General features: G+C 61.5%; 13 protein-coding genes. 1 reads left to right on the top strand and 12 read right to left on the bottom strand.

Annotation, left to right across the window (positions count from 1 at the left end; genetic code table 11):
- Nucleotides 1-144: 144 nt before the first annotated feature.
- The 11 genes from cheZ to flhD all read right to left on the bottom strand — a co-directional run bounded on the left by cheZ (nucleotide 145) and on the right by flhD (nucleotide 10,697).
- Nucleotides 145-792 (bottom strand): protein phosphatase CheZ, encoded by a 648-nt coding sequence (gene cheZ, locus ACSBPU_RS08240; protein ID WP_442597140.1) that lies wholly within the window; start codon nucleotides 790-792, stop codon nucleotides 145-147.
- A 10-nt stretch (nucleotides 793-802) separates the two neighbouring features.
- Nucleotides 803-1,192, bottom strand: coding sequence for a chemotaxis response regulator CheY (cheY, locus tag ACSBPU_RS08235; protein ID WP_180067379.1), 390 nt, complete (start codon nucleotides 1,190-1,192; stop codon nucleotides 803-805).
- Nucleotides 1,193-1,237: 45 nt separating this feature from the next.
- Complete coding sequence (locus tag ACSBPU_RS08230; RefSeq protein ID WP_442597138.1) at nucleotides 1,238-2,290, bottom strand: protein-glutamate methylesterase/protein-glutamine glutaminase; 1,053 nt, start codon at nucleotides 2,288-2,290, stop codon at nucleotides 1,238-1,240.
- A 44-nt stretch (nucleotides 2,291-2,334) separates the two neighbouring features.
- On the bottom strand, nucleotides 2,335-3,144 hold the full coding sequence (locus ACSBPU_RS08225; protein WP_442597136.1) for a CheR family methyltransferase: 810 nt from the start codon (nucleotides 3,142-3,144) through the stop codon (nucleotides 2,335-2,337).
- A gap of 33 nt (nucleotides 3,145-3,177) precedes the next feature.
- Nucleotides 3,178-4,920 carry a methyl-accepting chemotaxis protein gene (locus ACSBPU_RS08220; protein WP_442597134.1) on the bottom strand — a complete coding sequence of 581 codons (1,743 nt, stop codon included), beginning with the start codon at nucleotides 4,918-4,920 and terminating at the stop codon, nucleotides 3,178-3,180.
- A 58-nt stretch (nucleotides 4,921-4,978) separates the two neighbouring features.
- Nucleotides 4,979-5,479 carry a chemotaxis protein CheW gene (locus ACSBPU_RS08215; RefSeq protein WP_180067383.1) on the bottom strand — a complete coding sequence of 167 codons (501 nt, stop codon included), beginning with the start codon at nucleotides 5,477-5,479 and terminating at the stop codon, nucleotides 4,979-4,981.
- A gap of 28 nt (nucleotides 5,480-5,507) precedes the next feature.
- Nucleotides 5,508-7,634, bottom strand: a complete 2,127-nt coding sequence (cheA, locus tag ACSBPU_RS08210; protein ID WP_442597132.1) for a chemotaxis protein CheA — start codon at nucleotides 7,632-7,634, stop codon at nucleotides 5,508-5,510.
- 121 nt (nucleotides 7,635-7,755) lie between these two features.
- Nucleotides 7,756-8,694: a flagellar motor protein MotB gene (gene motB, locus ACSBPU_RS08205; protein WP_180067385.1), complete on the bottom strand. Its 939-nt coding sequence runs from the start codon at nucleotides 8,692-8,694 to the stop codon at nucleotides 7,756-7,758.
- Between the two features lie 6 nt (nucleotides 8,695-8,700).
- A complete protein-coding gene (gene motA, locus ACSBPU_RS08200) occupies nucleotides 8,701-9,573 on the bottom strand; it encodes a flagellar motor stator protein MotA (protein ID WP_442597130.1) in 873 nt (290 codons plus the stop codon).
- Nucleotides 9,574-9,738: 165 nt separating this feature from the next.
- Entirely contained in the window at nucleotides 9,739-10,353 is a 615-nt protein-coding gene (gene flhC / locus ACSBPU_RS08195; RefSeq protein WP_180067387.1) for a flagellar transcriptional regulator FlhC, read from the bottom strand.
- Between the two features lie 20 nt (nucleotides 10,354-10,373).
- On the bottom strand, nucleotides 10,374-10,697 hold the full coding sequence (flhD, locus tag ACSBPU_RS08190) for a flagellar transcriptional regulator FlhD (RefSeq protein WP_442597128.1): 324 nt from the start codon (nucleotides 10,695-10,697) through the stop codon (nucleotides 10,374-10,376).
- Nucleotides 10,698-11,047: 350 nt separating this feature from the next.
- On the opposite strand from flhD, the gene ACSBPU_RS08185 reads away from it, so the two are divergent.
- Nucleotides 11,048-11,575 carry a C40 family peptidase gene (locus tag ACSBPU_RS08185; protein WP_442597126.1) on the top strand — a complete coding sequence of 176 codons (528 nt, stop codon included), beginning with the start codon at nucleotides 11,048-11,050 and terminating at the stop codon, nucleotides 11,573-11,575.
- A gap of 139 nt (nucleotides 11,576-11,714) precedes the next feature.
- Here ACSBPU_RS08185 and ACSBPU_RS08180 read toward each other — a convergent pair whose 3' ends face one another.
- The gene (locus ACSBPU_RS08180) at nucleotides 11,715-13,307 is read right to left on the bottom strand and encodes an FAD-dependent oxidoreductase (protein WP_442597124.1); all 1,593 of its coding nucleotides are present in this window, start codon (nucleotides 13,305-13,307) and stop codon (nucleotides 11,715-11,717) included.

Here is a 13,307-nt window from a genome sequence, read left to right as displayed (position 1 = left end):
AACCGTTCATCGAGGGGTCAGACCCCGCATGGGGTCTGACCCCAGGCGTTGGCCCCCCTTCACATCGAGGGGTCAGACCCCGTACGGGGTCTGACCCCAGGCATGGGAAGGGGTCTGACCTCAGGCATCAGAACGATTGCGGCCCTAGAAGCCCAGGCTGGCCAGCAGGTCGTCGACCTGGTCCTGGCTGGTCACGACGTCGACCTTGCCTTCAGGATTGACCTCGGGGCCGTTCAGCAAGGACTCCGCTTCTTCGCGGCGCTCTTGGGGCACGTTGTCGATCAGCACTTGCACCAGTTCAGTCTCGATGGCAGACACCACGCCCAGCATCTTCATGATGACCTGGCCGGTCAAGTCCTGGAAGTCCTGCGCCATGATGATGTCGAGCAGGTTGTTCTGGGATGCCTGCGCCTTGGCGGGGATATCCTTGAGCAGCGCGCGCGTGTCGTCGACCAGTTCCCTGGCGTCTGCCAGTTCGACCGGATGGTCGAACCATTGCTGCCACCGCTGGTCGAGCGCCTTGGCGTCTCGGATCATGCTGTCCTGCAAGGGCTGCGTCTGCTCCGCGGCATTCAGCACGCGATTCGCGGCCTGCTCGGTCATGCGCGCCACGTAGTGCAGGCGGTCGCGCGCATCCGGTATGGCGTGCGCGGCATCCTTGATCGCCTGGTCGAGTCCGAGTTCGCGCATGCTTTGGCGCAGCATGCGGGTCAGCGACGCAATGCGGTGGATCAGGTCGACGGGCTGGTCCTCGGGAAAATTCGGGGGCGGACTGTTCTCGGGCGCTTCCATCGCGTTCTCCTTACGAACCGATCTTTTCGAAGATCTTGTTCAGCTTTTCTTCGAGCGTCGCCGCGGTGAACGGCTTGACCACGTAGCCGTTGGCGCCGGCCTGGGCCGCGGCAATGATGTTTTCTTTCTTGGCTTCGGCGGTCACCATCAGTACCGGAAGCTTGCTCATGTTGGGATCGGCGCGGATATGCTTGAGCATATCGAGGCCGTCCATGTTGGGCATGTTCCAGTCGGAGACGACAAAGTCGAAGTTGCCGTTGCGCAGCTTTTCGAGACCCATGGCGCCGTCTTCGGCCTCATCCACGTTCTCGAAGCCCAAATCCTTCAGCAAGTTCTTGATGATCCGGCGCATGGTCGGAAAATCATCAACAACCAGGATCTTCATGGTTTTCTGTACCACTTAACATTCTCCAAATAATTAATCGGCCAAGAGTCCGCAGGGACGTCAGACCCGATGGCCATAAGACCCGGCACTCGCCAGAATCCGTTCGCTGATTTCCGATAAGGGCACCGCGGCATCCGCGGCGCCTATGTGCAACGCTTCGCGCGGCATGCCGAACACGACGCAACTGGCCTCGTCCTGGGCGAACGTTACCGCGCCCGCTTCCTTCATGGCCAGCAAGCCTTGCGCGCCATCCTTGCCCATGCCCGTCAGGATGACTCCGATGGCATTCTTTCCCGCCACCTCGGCCGCCGAATGAAACAGGACGTCGACGGAAGGCCTGTGCCGGTTGACGGGCTCGCTGTGATCCAGCTTGACGACGTAATTCGCACCGGACCGGGCAAGCTTCATGTGGGCCACGCCGCCCGGCGCCAGGTACACATGGCCGGGCAGCACCCGCTGGCCGTCTTCCGCCTCGTGGACCTGCATGGCGCACAGGTTGTCCAGCCGCTGCACGAAGGAACGCGTGAAACCGGCCGGCATGTGCTGCGTGATCATAATGGCAGGGCTGTTGGCGGGCAAGGGCTCGAGCACTTGGCGAATGGCCTCGGTACCGCCCGTGGACGCGCCGATCATGACCAGCTTCTCGGTCGTGGAAAAATGCTGCACCAGCCGGCGCGCCGGCGTTCCTGGCGGCTGGCTGGCTTGTCGCGGGCGCGAATGGGCGGCGGCGCGTATCTTGTCGGCGATGAGCTCGCTGTAGTCGAGCAGGCCGTCACGCAAGCCCAGCTTGGGCTTGGTCACGAAATCGACGGCGCCCAGTTCGAGCGCGCGCAGCGTGACTTCCGAATTGCGCTCGGTGAGCGAAGAAACCATGACGACGGGCATCGGGCGCAGCCGCATCAGGCGCTCCAGGAAGTCCAGTCCGTCCATGCGGGGCATCTCGACGTCCAGCGTGAGAACATCGGGATTGTGCTGCTTGATGAGTTCGCGCGCGACAAGAGGATCGGGAGCGGCCGCGACCACTTCCATATCCGGATGGCTGTTGATGATCTCCGTCATCAAGCCTCGGACCAGAGCGGAATCATCGACACACAGGACACGAATCTTTTTCATTATTGCGTAAATCTATAAATGACGGGCTCTAGGCTCCGTGGACACTAGATTGCCTCGTACACCGTCTGCCCCAGCAAGCGAAAGGCTTTGGTCAGGTAGGTGAAGTTCTCGGAATGGCCCGCGAACAGCAAGCCGCCTGGTTTCAAGACGCCCGCAAAGCGTTCCAAAATACGCGTCTGGGTCGCCTTGTCGAAGTAGATCATGGTGTTGCGGCAGAAAATGGCGTCGAAGCTCTGGCTGGGCGGCCAGTTGGTCGACAGCAGGTTCAGCACGTCGAATTCAATCATCCCGCGCAGTTCGGGCTTGACCCGCACCATGCCGGCCCGCCTGCCCGCGCCACGCTGGAAATATCTGTGCAGGTATTCCTCGGGAACCGGCTTGACCCGTTCCATCGAATACATGCCCTCGCGCGCGCGCTCGACGGCGTGCGTATCGATGTCGGTCGCAAATATGGATATGCCGGTGTCCGGCGCCGTGCAGGCCTCGCGCAGCGTGATGGCGATGGAATAAGGCTCTTCGCCGGTCGAGCTGGCGCAGCACCACACCGAGAAGGGCTTTTTCCGCCGCTTTGCGAATTCGGCCAGGATGGGGAAATGGTGCTGCTCGCGGAAAAACGCCGTGTGGTTGATCGTGAAGGCGTTGACGAATCCGTCCCAGTGTTCGGACTGGCTGTTGGCCTCGAGATGGTCTAGGTACTCCTTGACGCTTTGCAGCCCCAACCTGCGGGCTTTCAAGGCCAGCGTGCGTTCGGCCATCTCGCGCTTGTGTCCGCCCAGCACGATGCCGGCGCGCGCGCGCAGTATGCGTGAGGCCTTCTCAAAATCGTTATGCCCGATCTCGGGGAGATCAGGCATGGTAAATATGGAGTCTGCTGTAATCGACATAGATCAGGAGCGTGCGAGCGCCCCAAAATTGTGTGTGAGGCCGTGAGCGTCGTCGGCCTGGGGCGGGCTTTCCTGCCGGAGGCGGGTCGCCGTCACGTCGATGACTTCCCTGGCATTGAGCTTGAACACCGATACCGCATCGGCAAGCCGCGCGGCCTGCTCCGGCAGAGACCCCGCCGCCGCTGCCGCCTCTTCGACCAGAGCGGCGTTCTGCTGCACCACGCCGTCCATTTCGGCGACCGCCCGATTGACTTGCTCGATGCCTTCGGACTGCTCGTGCGAAGCAGAGTTGATTTCCGCCATGATGGTGGTCACGCCCTGCACCGACCCGACCACCTCGTTCATGATCTGGCCGGCATCGCCCACTTGGCGCGCGCCTTCTTGGATTCTGACCTGGGATTCTTCGATCAGAAGCTTGATTTCCTTGGCGGCCTGCGCGCTGCGCTGCGCCAGCGATCGCACTTCGCCGGCCACGACCGCGAAACCCTTGCCTTGCTCGCCTGCGCGCGCCGCCTCGACCGCCGCGTTGAGCGCCAGGATATTCGTCTGGAAAGCGATTCCGTCGATCACCCCTACTATTTCGACCATCTTGCCGGAGCTGTCGGAGATCTCGCGCATGGTGCCGACGACTTCGGTCACGGCTGCGCCGCCGCGCTGGGCAACTCCGGACGCGCTTTTCGCGAGCCGGTCGGCCTCTGTCGCGTTATCGGAGTTCTGGCGCACCGTGCTGGAGAGCTGCTCCATGCTGGCGGCCGTCTCCTGCAACGCGGCCGCCTGTTGTTCCGTGCGCCCGCTGAGGTCGCTGTTGCCGGCGAAGATTTCGCGCGCGCCCAGGTTGATTTCCTCGACGCCTTCGCGCACCGCGCTCACCGTACGAATAAGGCCGTCCTGCATGCGGCGCACCGCCTCGTACAGAACGCCGATTTCATTGCGCGAGCTGACATCGATTCTTTGGGTGAGATCCCCGCTGGCGATGCGGTCGAAATAGGCGCCCGCCTGGCGCAAGGGCCGCAACACCATCCGTCCCAGGAAGATGTAGGTCAAGAGCGCGATCAGCACGCAGGCCAGCATGGCGACGGAAACCAGCTTGATCACCAGTGCGTACTGGCTGCCTTCCCGCTGATAGATTTGGTCGATGACTTCCTGCTGGTGCGCCCGCAGCCCGCTGAGCGAGGAATACAGGCTTTTTTCGAGTTTTTGGGTGGTATTGCCAAGGAAGGCATGGTAGTCGCTCAGGCGGCCATCGGAAAGCAAGCCGAACAGCGGCTGCACTCCCTGCTGCATGAGCGCCTGGTAGTTGCGCACCACGGGCTCATATCGATCGGCGCCCTCGGGCATGTCTTTGACCAGGGCCTGGAAATCGGCAAAGCCGGCCAGCGACCGGTCATACAGGCCGCGGGCCTCGGCGATGAGCGCGCGCGATTCCTCGCTGACTGCGCCTTTGCCGGCCGACCCCTCGCCGCCCCAGGCATTGGCGATGGCGGCGGCATTCAGGTCGTCGAATACGACATAGCTGGTCACCGCGCGTCCGAGCGTGGCCTGGATGGTCTTGTAGCCGTCGAGCGCTGTCATCAGGCCGACGCCCATGCGCTGATTGGATACGATGCTGTTTAGGGCCTGGTTGTTCGCCCTGAGGGACAGCACGCCGAGCGCCGCGCCAGCTACCAGCATCGCCAGAAAGAAGACGAGCACCAGGATCAGGCTGGTGCGTATCTTGAGATTGGCCAGTAAAGAACTTTTGCCCATAACTGCTATGCCCTTCAGGTTGTTTCGTCCATGCCGGCGGATGCGGATCCGGCCTTCCCTACACCACCGCGCTTTCCACCAGCGCCATCTCTTCGCTGGTCATCAGTTTTTCGATATCGACGAGAATCAGCATGCGTTCGCCCAGCGTGCCGATGCCGGTGAGATACTCCGTCGAGAACGCCGTGCCGAATTGCGGTGCCGCGCTGATCTGCGATGGCTGCAGCATGAGGACGTCGGACACACCGTCCACCACCACGCCGACGACCCGCGACTGCAGGTTGAGGATCACCACCACGGTCTGGTGGTTGTATTCCACGTTCTCGAGGTTGAACTTGATGCGCATGTCGACGATGGGAACGATGATGCCGCGCAGGTTGGTCACCCCCTTCACGAATGAAGGCACGTTCGCGATCCGTGTGACGCTCTGGCTGTCGTAGCCGCGAATTTCCTGGACCTTGAGGATGTCGATGCCGTATTCCTGGGCCGCCAGCGTAAATACCAGGTATTCCTGTCCTGCCGTGTCGCCCTGGGTGGCGTTGTATCCGAATTGTGTAGTCATGGCGTTCTCCGAAACTTTCAAAAAGGCGTTATACCGTCTTGTCGCGCGTGACGCGCCGCAGGGCGAAGACGTCGACGATCAGCGCAACGCTGCCATCGCCAAGGATGGTCGCGGCGGAAACGCCTGGAATTTTCCTGTAGTTGGATTCAAGGTTCTTGACCACCACCTGGTGCTGCCCGATGAGGTGATCGACCATCAGCGCGAAGCGGACATCCTCCGCCTGCAGGATCACCGCGATGGATTTGGTGATCTCCGTTTCGGCGCCTTGCACATCGAATACATTGTGCAGGGCCACGATGGGCAGATATTCGCCGCGCACATGCAGCACGCTTTCGGTTTCCGAAATATGGCGAACCTGTTCCGGCTCCGGCTGCATGGATTCCGTAACGTGGCTGAGCGGCAGAATGAAGGTTTCCTCGCCTACTCGTACCGACATGCCATCCAGGATGGCCAGCGTCAGGGGCAGGATGATGCGCGTGGTCGTGCCCTGACCTGCCCTGGACGAAAGCTGGATGTGCCCGCCCATGCCCTGGATGTTCCTGCGCACGACGTCCATGCCGACTCCGCGCCCGGAAATATCGGTGACTTTCTCGGCCGTCGAGAACCCCGGCGCGAAGATGTACTGCCAGAGCTCTTCGTCGGGGGTGCTTTCCGTGACGGGCAGCCCTTGGCTCATGGCTTTCTTGAGGATGCGCTCGCGGCTCAGGCCGGCGCCGTCGTCGGACACTTCGATCACGATCTGGCCGCCATGATGCTGCGCGGAAAGCGTGAGATTGCCTTCGGCGCCCTTGCCTGCGGCGATGCGGACCTCGGGCGCCTCGATGCCGTGGTCGATGCTGTTGCGCACCAGATGCGTCAATGGATCGATGATGCGCTCGATCAGGCTCTTGTCGAGCTCGGTCGCCTGGCCATAGGTGGTGAGCTTGATCTGCTTGTTCATCTTCGCCGCGCTTTCCCTGACTACGCGTGGGAAACGGCTGAAGACGTAGTCCATGGGCATCATGCGGATCGACATCACCGCTTCCTGGAGGTCACGGGCATTGCGCTCGAGCTGTTCGATGCCGTTGAGCAATCGGTCGTGCAGCACGGGATCGAGCGTGGAGGCCGTCTGGACCAGCATGGCCTGGGTGATGACCAGCTCGCCGACCAGGTTGATGATCTGGTCGACTTTCTCGACGCCCACGCGAATGGTGCTGCTGTTGCTGCTGGATGAGGCCGCGGCTTTGGCGGGCGCCTTGTTCTCAGTCTTGACGGGCGCAGGCACGGCCGCTGCGGCCGGCGATGCAGGCGGCACGGCGGCTTTGCCAGCCGCAGGCGGTGCTCCGGCACCTTGTGTTGCGGCAACCTGTGTTGCGGCGGCCGACGTTGCGAGCGGTGCTGCCACTGGCGGCGCGGCGGCGGGGAGAGCCGCGGCAGCCGGCAAGGCCTCCGGACGCACCTGGACCTGATCGCTGTTGACGATGAAGCAGCAGACCGCTTCGAGATCGGCGACCGACGCCGTGGTATTCAGCCAGATGGCCAGCGTGCCCTGCGCTTTTTCCTGATGGACGACATCGCCCAGCAGCGCCATCTCGGCGGCCAGGGCCTCGGCATCCTTTTCGCTGAGTTTGCTCAGGCGCACGCAGAGCGGCAGCCCTGCCGTGTCTGCGGACACCGCGGCCGGCTGCGGCGCAGGTTCCGGCGCCTTCTGCACGGGAGGCGCCTGGACGGCCGCAGGCGGAGCCGGCATGGACGGCGGAGCCGCCGCGGCGCCTTTCTGCTCTAGCGCCAGTTGGCGCAACTGGGCGCAGATCCGCTCGTAGGCGCCAGCATCGGGTTCTGCTGAATTGCGGTAGGCCGCCACTTGCGCTGTCAACACATCTTTGGTTTCCAAAAAGAGATCGATCATGTCCTTACGCAACGCCATTTCGCCACGGCGGATGCTGTCCAGCAGGTTTTCAAGCAGGTGGGTCGTATCGGCCAACTGGCCGAAACAGCCGAACGTGCCGGCGCCGCCCTTGATGGAGTGCGCCGCCCGGAAAATGGCATTGAGCTGATCGGGTTCAGGGTTATCGAGATCCAAGCCGAGCAGCTGTTGCTCCATATCGGCCAACAGCTCGTCGGCCTCATCAAAAAACGTTTCGAAAAACTGGCTCAGATCGACGCCCGCGCTCATGTTTGCTTCCTTTCACTGTAAAGCTCTGTCATTTGCTGTGCTCCGCGCCCAGGCCGCCACCGAACGGTAACAGCCGTTTACATCACGTTACCCCCGGCATTCTAACCCCGGATGGGCTTTTTCAGGGCTCAAGGGGAGGTACCGGCGTGATCGGCATGCCAGGCACGTTCAACATCGGCGCGGGTACCGGGGCCAGAAGCTCCGTGATATTGGCGCCCGCGCCGGCGGACGCGTTCATGTCGTCGATACGCTGCTCGGCACGGCGATTCAGCACAACAATGCTGATGCGTCTGTTAACGGCGGCGGCCGGGTTATCTTTAACAAGGCTGACGCTGTCCGCCAGGCCCAGTATCCGCTTGATCCTGTTTTCGGACAGTCCGCCCGCGACCAGCTCGCGCCGCGCCGCGTTGGCCCGGTCCGCGGACAACTCCCAATTGCTGTAGTGACGCTCCCCGGTGGCGTACTGGGCGGAATCGGTATGTCCCGCAATGGTGATGCTGTTCGGCAATTGATTGAACGCCGGCCCCAGTTGCCGGAGGATGCTGCGCATGTATGGCTGCACCTGCGCGCTGCCGGTCGCGAACATGGGACGATTCTGCTTGTCCACGATCTGTATCCGCAAGCCGTCGGGCGTCATGTCCAGCAGCAACTGCGGCCGGAACTGCTGCAGCACCGGATCGGTTTCTATCATGTTGTCGAGTTCCTCGCGCAAGCGCTCCAGCCGCTGGACATCTCGGATGTCGCCTTCGGTATGCGTATCGCCTCGCGAAGGAACCGGCATGGGATTCGGGATGATGCTGGGCGACCCCGCGGGAATGACGCTGGCGCTCCGGTCGTCCTTCATGCCGCCCGTGACGGCGGTCATGAGGGGCATGCGGAAATATTCGGCGATGATCTGGAGATCCCTGGGGGTGACCAGCGACAACAGCCACATCACGAGAAAGAACGCCATCATGGCGGTCATGAAGTCCGCGTACGCGATCTTCCAGCTGCCGCCGTGATGAGGCTCGATATGCTTGCGCTTGCGGCGCGTTACGATGCGCGGTTCCGTCTTCTTCATGGAGCCTTACGCTTTCTTGCCCGGATTGCGAGTCTGGCGGACGTGGTCTTCGAGTTCCATGAACGAGGGCCGCACATATGAGTACAGCACCTTGCGGCCGAACTCGACGGCTAGTGGCGGCGGATAGCCGTTCATGCTGGCCAGCAGCGTCACCTTGATGCATTCCAGCACCTTGGCCGACGCCACCGAGCGGCGCTCGATCACCGACGCCAAGGGCGCGACGAAGCCATAGGCCAGCAAGATGCCCAGGAAGGTACCCACCATGGCTTTGGAAATCAGGTCGGCAAGAATGGCGGGAGGCTGATCCACGGAAGCCAGCGCCTTGATCACACCCAGCACCGCCGCGACGATCCCGAAGGCCGGCAAGCCGTCGGCCACGGCACGCAATGCATGGCAAGGAATGTTGAGTTCATGCAGATGGGTGTCGATTTCCTGATCCATCAGGGTTTCGATTTCATAGGGGCTCATGTTGCCGCTGACCATCAAGCGCAGGTAATCCGTCAGGAACTCCATGAGTTTCTTGTCGCGCAGAATACGCGGGTATTCCGCAAAGATCGCGCTCGACTCCGGTTCTTCGATGTCCGTCTCGATGGACATCAGGCCGTCCCGCCTGGCTTTGTTGAGCAATACGTACAGCAGCGCCATGAGCTCCATGTACAGCTCTTTGCTGTAAGGACTTTTGCGGACGACGGCGGGCAAGGCATCGACGAGCAACTTGACCGATTTGCCGCTGCTGGCCGCTATGTAGGCGCCCAGCGCCGCGCCGCCGATCAGCACGAATTCAAAGGGCTGATACAAGGCCCCGAGGTGTCCGCCCAAAGCAATGAAGCTTCCGAACACCGAAAAAAATACGATCAGGAAACCGACGAGAATAAACACGGATGGGCCTTCATTAAACACATGGCGTATATGATCCCTTTTTTCACGTGCGCAAAAGCGCCATTCAAAGGGGCTTTTTGAGCCTAAATCCCCGCTCTAGGCAAAAAAAACCGCCCCGGCATGCCGAGGCGGCGCGTTTCCGTGGCGGCGCCCGCCGGCGGCGCATCAGCCGGTCAATGAGCCGGACTGCTGGGCCGCTGCCTTGCGGGCGGTTCGCAGCGCGGCCGTGGGGTTGCCCATTGCCGTCTTGCGCGCGCGAGTCTTGCCGGCACGCGGAGGCGGCCTGCAAATGGCGCATACGAAATCACCCTGGGGGTCGTGGGCATGCGCGACGAAGCCGCCTTTGCAACGCGTGCAGCTGGACAACTGCAGCATGTTGCTGTCGAAGAAGCGCACCAGCATCCATGCCCTCGTGAAGCTGAGCACCGGTTCGTCGTCCGTATCGTCGGGGCGGCCCGCGGAAGCCTGTTCCAGGTACATGCGGTAAGCCTGCACCAGCGCATGGGCCTTCTTGGCCGGCGTGTAGGTGTCCATGTACTTGTAGACACTGTAGAACAGGCTGGAATGTATGTTGGGTAGCCACGTCATGAACCAGTCCACCGAAAACGGGAGCATGCCCTTGGGTGGCGAGCAGCCCTTGATTTCCCTGTATAAACGGGCCAGGCGGTCGTAGCTGAGATTGGTCTCCGCTTGCAGCACCTGCAGGCGGGCTCCGAGACGGATCATTTCGGTGGCCAGCAGAATTTCTTCCGCTTCTTTCGCCACGCTCTTGGTTGCCATGCTTGTATACCCGCGTCGAATCAGACGTTTTGCTGGACAGGCTGCTGGGCCAGCAAGATGGTGGAGTGTGCTTGCTGCAGCACGCCGCCCAGGACGTCTTGCGTAAGGGTGCTCAGGAGATCGTAGTCGTTGAGTCGAAACTTGCAGATCAAGGAGCTGGATGAAGCCAGCTTGACCAATTGGGCAGGCGATAGGCGCATAACCGTTTCCGCAACGTCCGCATCCAGACCGAGGCGGAACATACCCGCTGCGTAGTTTTCCCGCAACAGGCGCTGCGCCAGCATCAAGTATGACAAATTGACTTCTTGAATATCACTTAATGCTGAGTTATCTATGACGGGCATTTGCCCCTCCTGAGAAATCGAACTAGCGTTACAAAAACGAAAGTATATGTAACGACAAAATTTGTTAATTAAGTAAGCAAAACCAATTGTAGTGAGCAAAAATGACAACTCTTTTGATCCACAGCAAAAAACGTTTGCCAGCTGGTTTTTTTGCCCCTAGTGTCTATGCGGATATCGCATGAAACTAGGCGTAATGGTATCAAAGATTCATAGTTGATTACATTACAGCCAAGCTGTGTTACATAAAATAAGAGCTTTTCTCAGGCAAAGTTACAGTTCCCGGCCAATAAACAACACTGCCGGCGGCATCAATATATTGAACCGCGGGGAAAACTCGCCATAATGTAAGCATGATGCAGACTGTTACCCAGAACACACGGCCGCGCCGCTCCTTTCTGGTGGCGGGACTCGCCGCGATGCTTGCCGCATGCGCCGGCCCCAGCAGGGGTCGACGGGATTCCGCTGCCCTCGTCGGCCGAAGCATCTCGGTGCATCCGCAACAGCGCGGCGATGTCGTCCTGACGGCGCTGAGCCTCCTCGAATCGAACTATCGCTACGGCGGCTCCCATCCTCATTCAGGCTTCGACTGCAGCGGACTGGTGGCCTATGTGTTCAACCACTCGGCGCGTCAAAGCCTGCCACACAATACCGCGCAAATTGCGCAGCTCAGCCGCAAGATATCGAAACGCCAGTTGAAGGCCGGCGACTTCGTTTTTTTCAATACGCTGAATCGTCCGTATTCGCATATGGGCATCTACATAGGCGAGGGAAAATTCATCAATGCCCCGTCCAGCGGCGGGCGCGTCCGCATCGATTCGCTGGATAATCCCTACTTCGCCCAGCGCTTCGAATCGGCGCGAACCCTGTTCAGCTCGTGAAGGGGGTCAGACCCCATGCGGGATCTGACCCCACTCTTGAAAAGGGGTCGGACCCCGTACGGGGTCCGACCCCAACTCATGGCCCGAAGGGGTCAGGCTCCGCATGGGGTCAGACCCGTGGGTCTGACCCCATTACGATTCAGCCGGGCAAGGTCTGATAGCGGCGGGCCAGGGCGATAAAGTCTTCCAGGCCGGGGTCGACGCCGGTTTCCTCGTGCATGATTTCCGCGACACGGGGGGCCAGCTCTTCTGCCAGCCGCGCATCCAGGAACAACAGGCGCGAGCGCCTGGCCAGCATGTCCTCGACCTTGCGCGCATATTCGTGGCGCGCGGCAAAACGCAGCATGGCTTCGGTAAGCCCATCGGCCAGCAGCACGTCGCTTCCGGGAAGCGACTGAACAAAGGCCGCCTCGCTGCCGTAGGCTTCCAGTCCCGGCGCCGCCGCCATGGCGGACCGCGCTTGGCCGCCCTGCCCGCCCACCAAGGCGAAGCCGGCGGTCTCGGAGGGCGGCAGGCGATCGAGCAAACCCGCCTCGACGCATTTTTCCAGAACATCTTCGGCCATGGCGCGATAGGTGGTCCATTTGCCGCCGGTAACGGTTACCAAGCCGCTGGGGCTGGACAGGACGGTGTGCTCGCGACTGATCTTCTTGGTGCTGGCGCCCTCGTTGTCGGGCGGACGCACCAAGGGACGCAGCCCCACCCATATGCTGCGGACATCCTGGCGCCCGGGTGCGCGTTCCAGATACTTGGCGGCCTCGCCAAGAATGAAGTCGACTTCCTGCGCAAAGGCTTGCGGCTCGGGGTCCAGGTTAGCCGAAGGCGTATCCGTGGTGCCCAATATGACCTTGCCCAGCCAGGGCACGGCAAACAGTACGCGTCCGTCTTGCGTCTTGGGCACCAGCAAGGCATGTTCGCCGGGAAAGAACTCGCGGTCCACCACCAGATGCACCCCCTGGCTGGGCGCCACCATCGCCTGCGTCGCGCGGCCGCCGGCATCGCCGTCCATTTGCCGGATGCCGTCCACCCAGACTCCCGTCGCATTGACGACGCAGCGCGCCTTGATCGTATAGACTGCGCCGGTCTCCGTGTCGCGACACTGGACGCCCGCCACCTTTTGCTGGTCGTGGATCAGCCCGGTGACAGGACAATAGTTGATCAGCAGCGCGCCCTGCGCGGCGGCCGTCCTGGCAAGCGCCAGCGCCAGCCGGGCATCGTCGAACTGCCCGTCCCAATATTTGACGCCGCCCTTCAGGCCCTGGGCGCGCACGCCGGGTATGCAGCGACGGGTCTGGGTTGCCCCGAGGAACTCGGTGCTGCCTAGGCCAGCCTTGCCCGCCAAGGCATCGTAGACCTTCAGGCCCACCCCATAAAAAGGTGTTTCCCAACATTTGTAGCCGGGCATGACGAATGGCAGAGGTCGGGCCAGATGCGGCGCATTGCGCAACAGTATCGTGCGCTCGTGAAGCGCTTCGCGCACCAGCGCCATATTGCCTTGGGCCAGATACCGGACGCCGCCGTGCACCAGCTTGGTTGCGCGCGACGAGGTTCCCTTGGCAAAGTCATGCGATTCAAGAAGCACAACGGACAGGCCGCGCAAAGCCGCATCCAGCGCCACGCCCAGCCCGGTGGCGCCTCCTCCGATGACGACCATGTCGACGGCATCCAATCCCGCCAGCGTCGCGATGAGCCGAGAACGCTCTGTGGTCAAAGGTGGAACGAGACTAGTCAT

Source organism: Parapusillimonas sp. JC17, from assembly GCF_052180245.1.
Classification (GTDB): Bacteria; Pseudomonadota; Gammaproteobacteria; order Burkholderiales; family Burkholderiaceae_B; genus Parapusillimonas.
The sequence above is the reverse complement of the archived record's forward strand: the minus strand, read 5'-3'. Positions and strand labels throughout refer to the sequence as shown.

Bases quoted from the DNA above. Each gene is read 5' to 3' on its own strand.
- cheZ (WP_442597140.1), bottom strand. From the start codon at position 792: ATGGAAGCGCCCGAGAACAGTCCGCCCCCGAATTTTCCCGAGGACCAG.
- ACSBPU_RS08230 (WP_442597138.1), bottom strand. From the start codon at position 2,290: ATGAAAAAGATTCGTGTCCTGTGTGTCGATGATTCCGCTCTGGTCCGA.
- ACSBPU_RS08225 (WP_442597136.1), bottom strand. From the start codon at position 3,144: ATGCCTGATCTCCCCGAGATCGGGCATAACGATTTTGAGAAGGCCTCA.
- ACSBPU_RS08220 (WP_442597134.1), bottom strand. From the start codon at position 4,920: ATGGGCAAAAGTTCTTTACTGGCCAATCTCAAGATACGCACCAGCCTG.
- ACSBPU_RS08215 (WP_180067383.1), bottom strand. From the start codon at position 5,479: ATGACTACACAATTCGGATACAACGCCACCCAGGGCGACACGGCAGGA.
- cheA (WP_442597132.1), bottom strand. From the start codon at position 7,634: ATGAGCGCGGGCGTCGATCTGAGCCAGTTTTTCGAAACGTTTTTTGAT.
- motB (WP_180067385.1), bottom strand. From the start codon at position 8,694: ATGAAGAAGACGGAACCGCGCATCGTAACGCGCCGCAAGCGCAAGCAT.
- flhC (WP_180067387.1), bottom strand. From the start codon at position 10,353: ATGGCAACCAAGAGCGTGGCGAAAGAAGCGGAAGAAATTCTGCTGGCC.
- flhD (WP_442597128.1), bottom strand. From the start codon at position 10,697: ATGCCCGTCATAGATAACTCAGCATTAAGTGATATTCAAGAAGTCAAT.
- ACSBPU_RS08185 (WP_442597126.1), top strand. From the start codon at position 11,048: ATGATGCAGACTGTTACCCAGAACACACGGCCGCGCCGCTCCTTTCTG.
- ACSBPU_RS08180 (WP_442597124.1), bottom strand. From the start codon at position 13,307: ATGACTAGTCTCGTTCCACCTTTGACCACAGAGCGTTCTCGGCTCATC.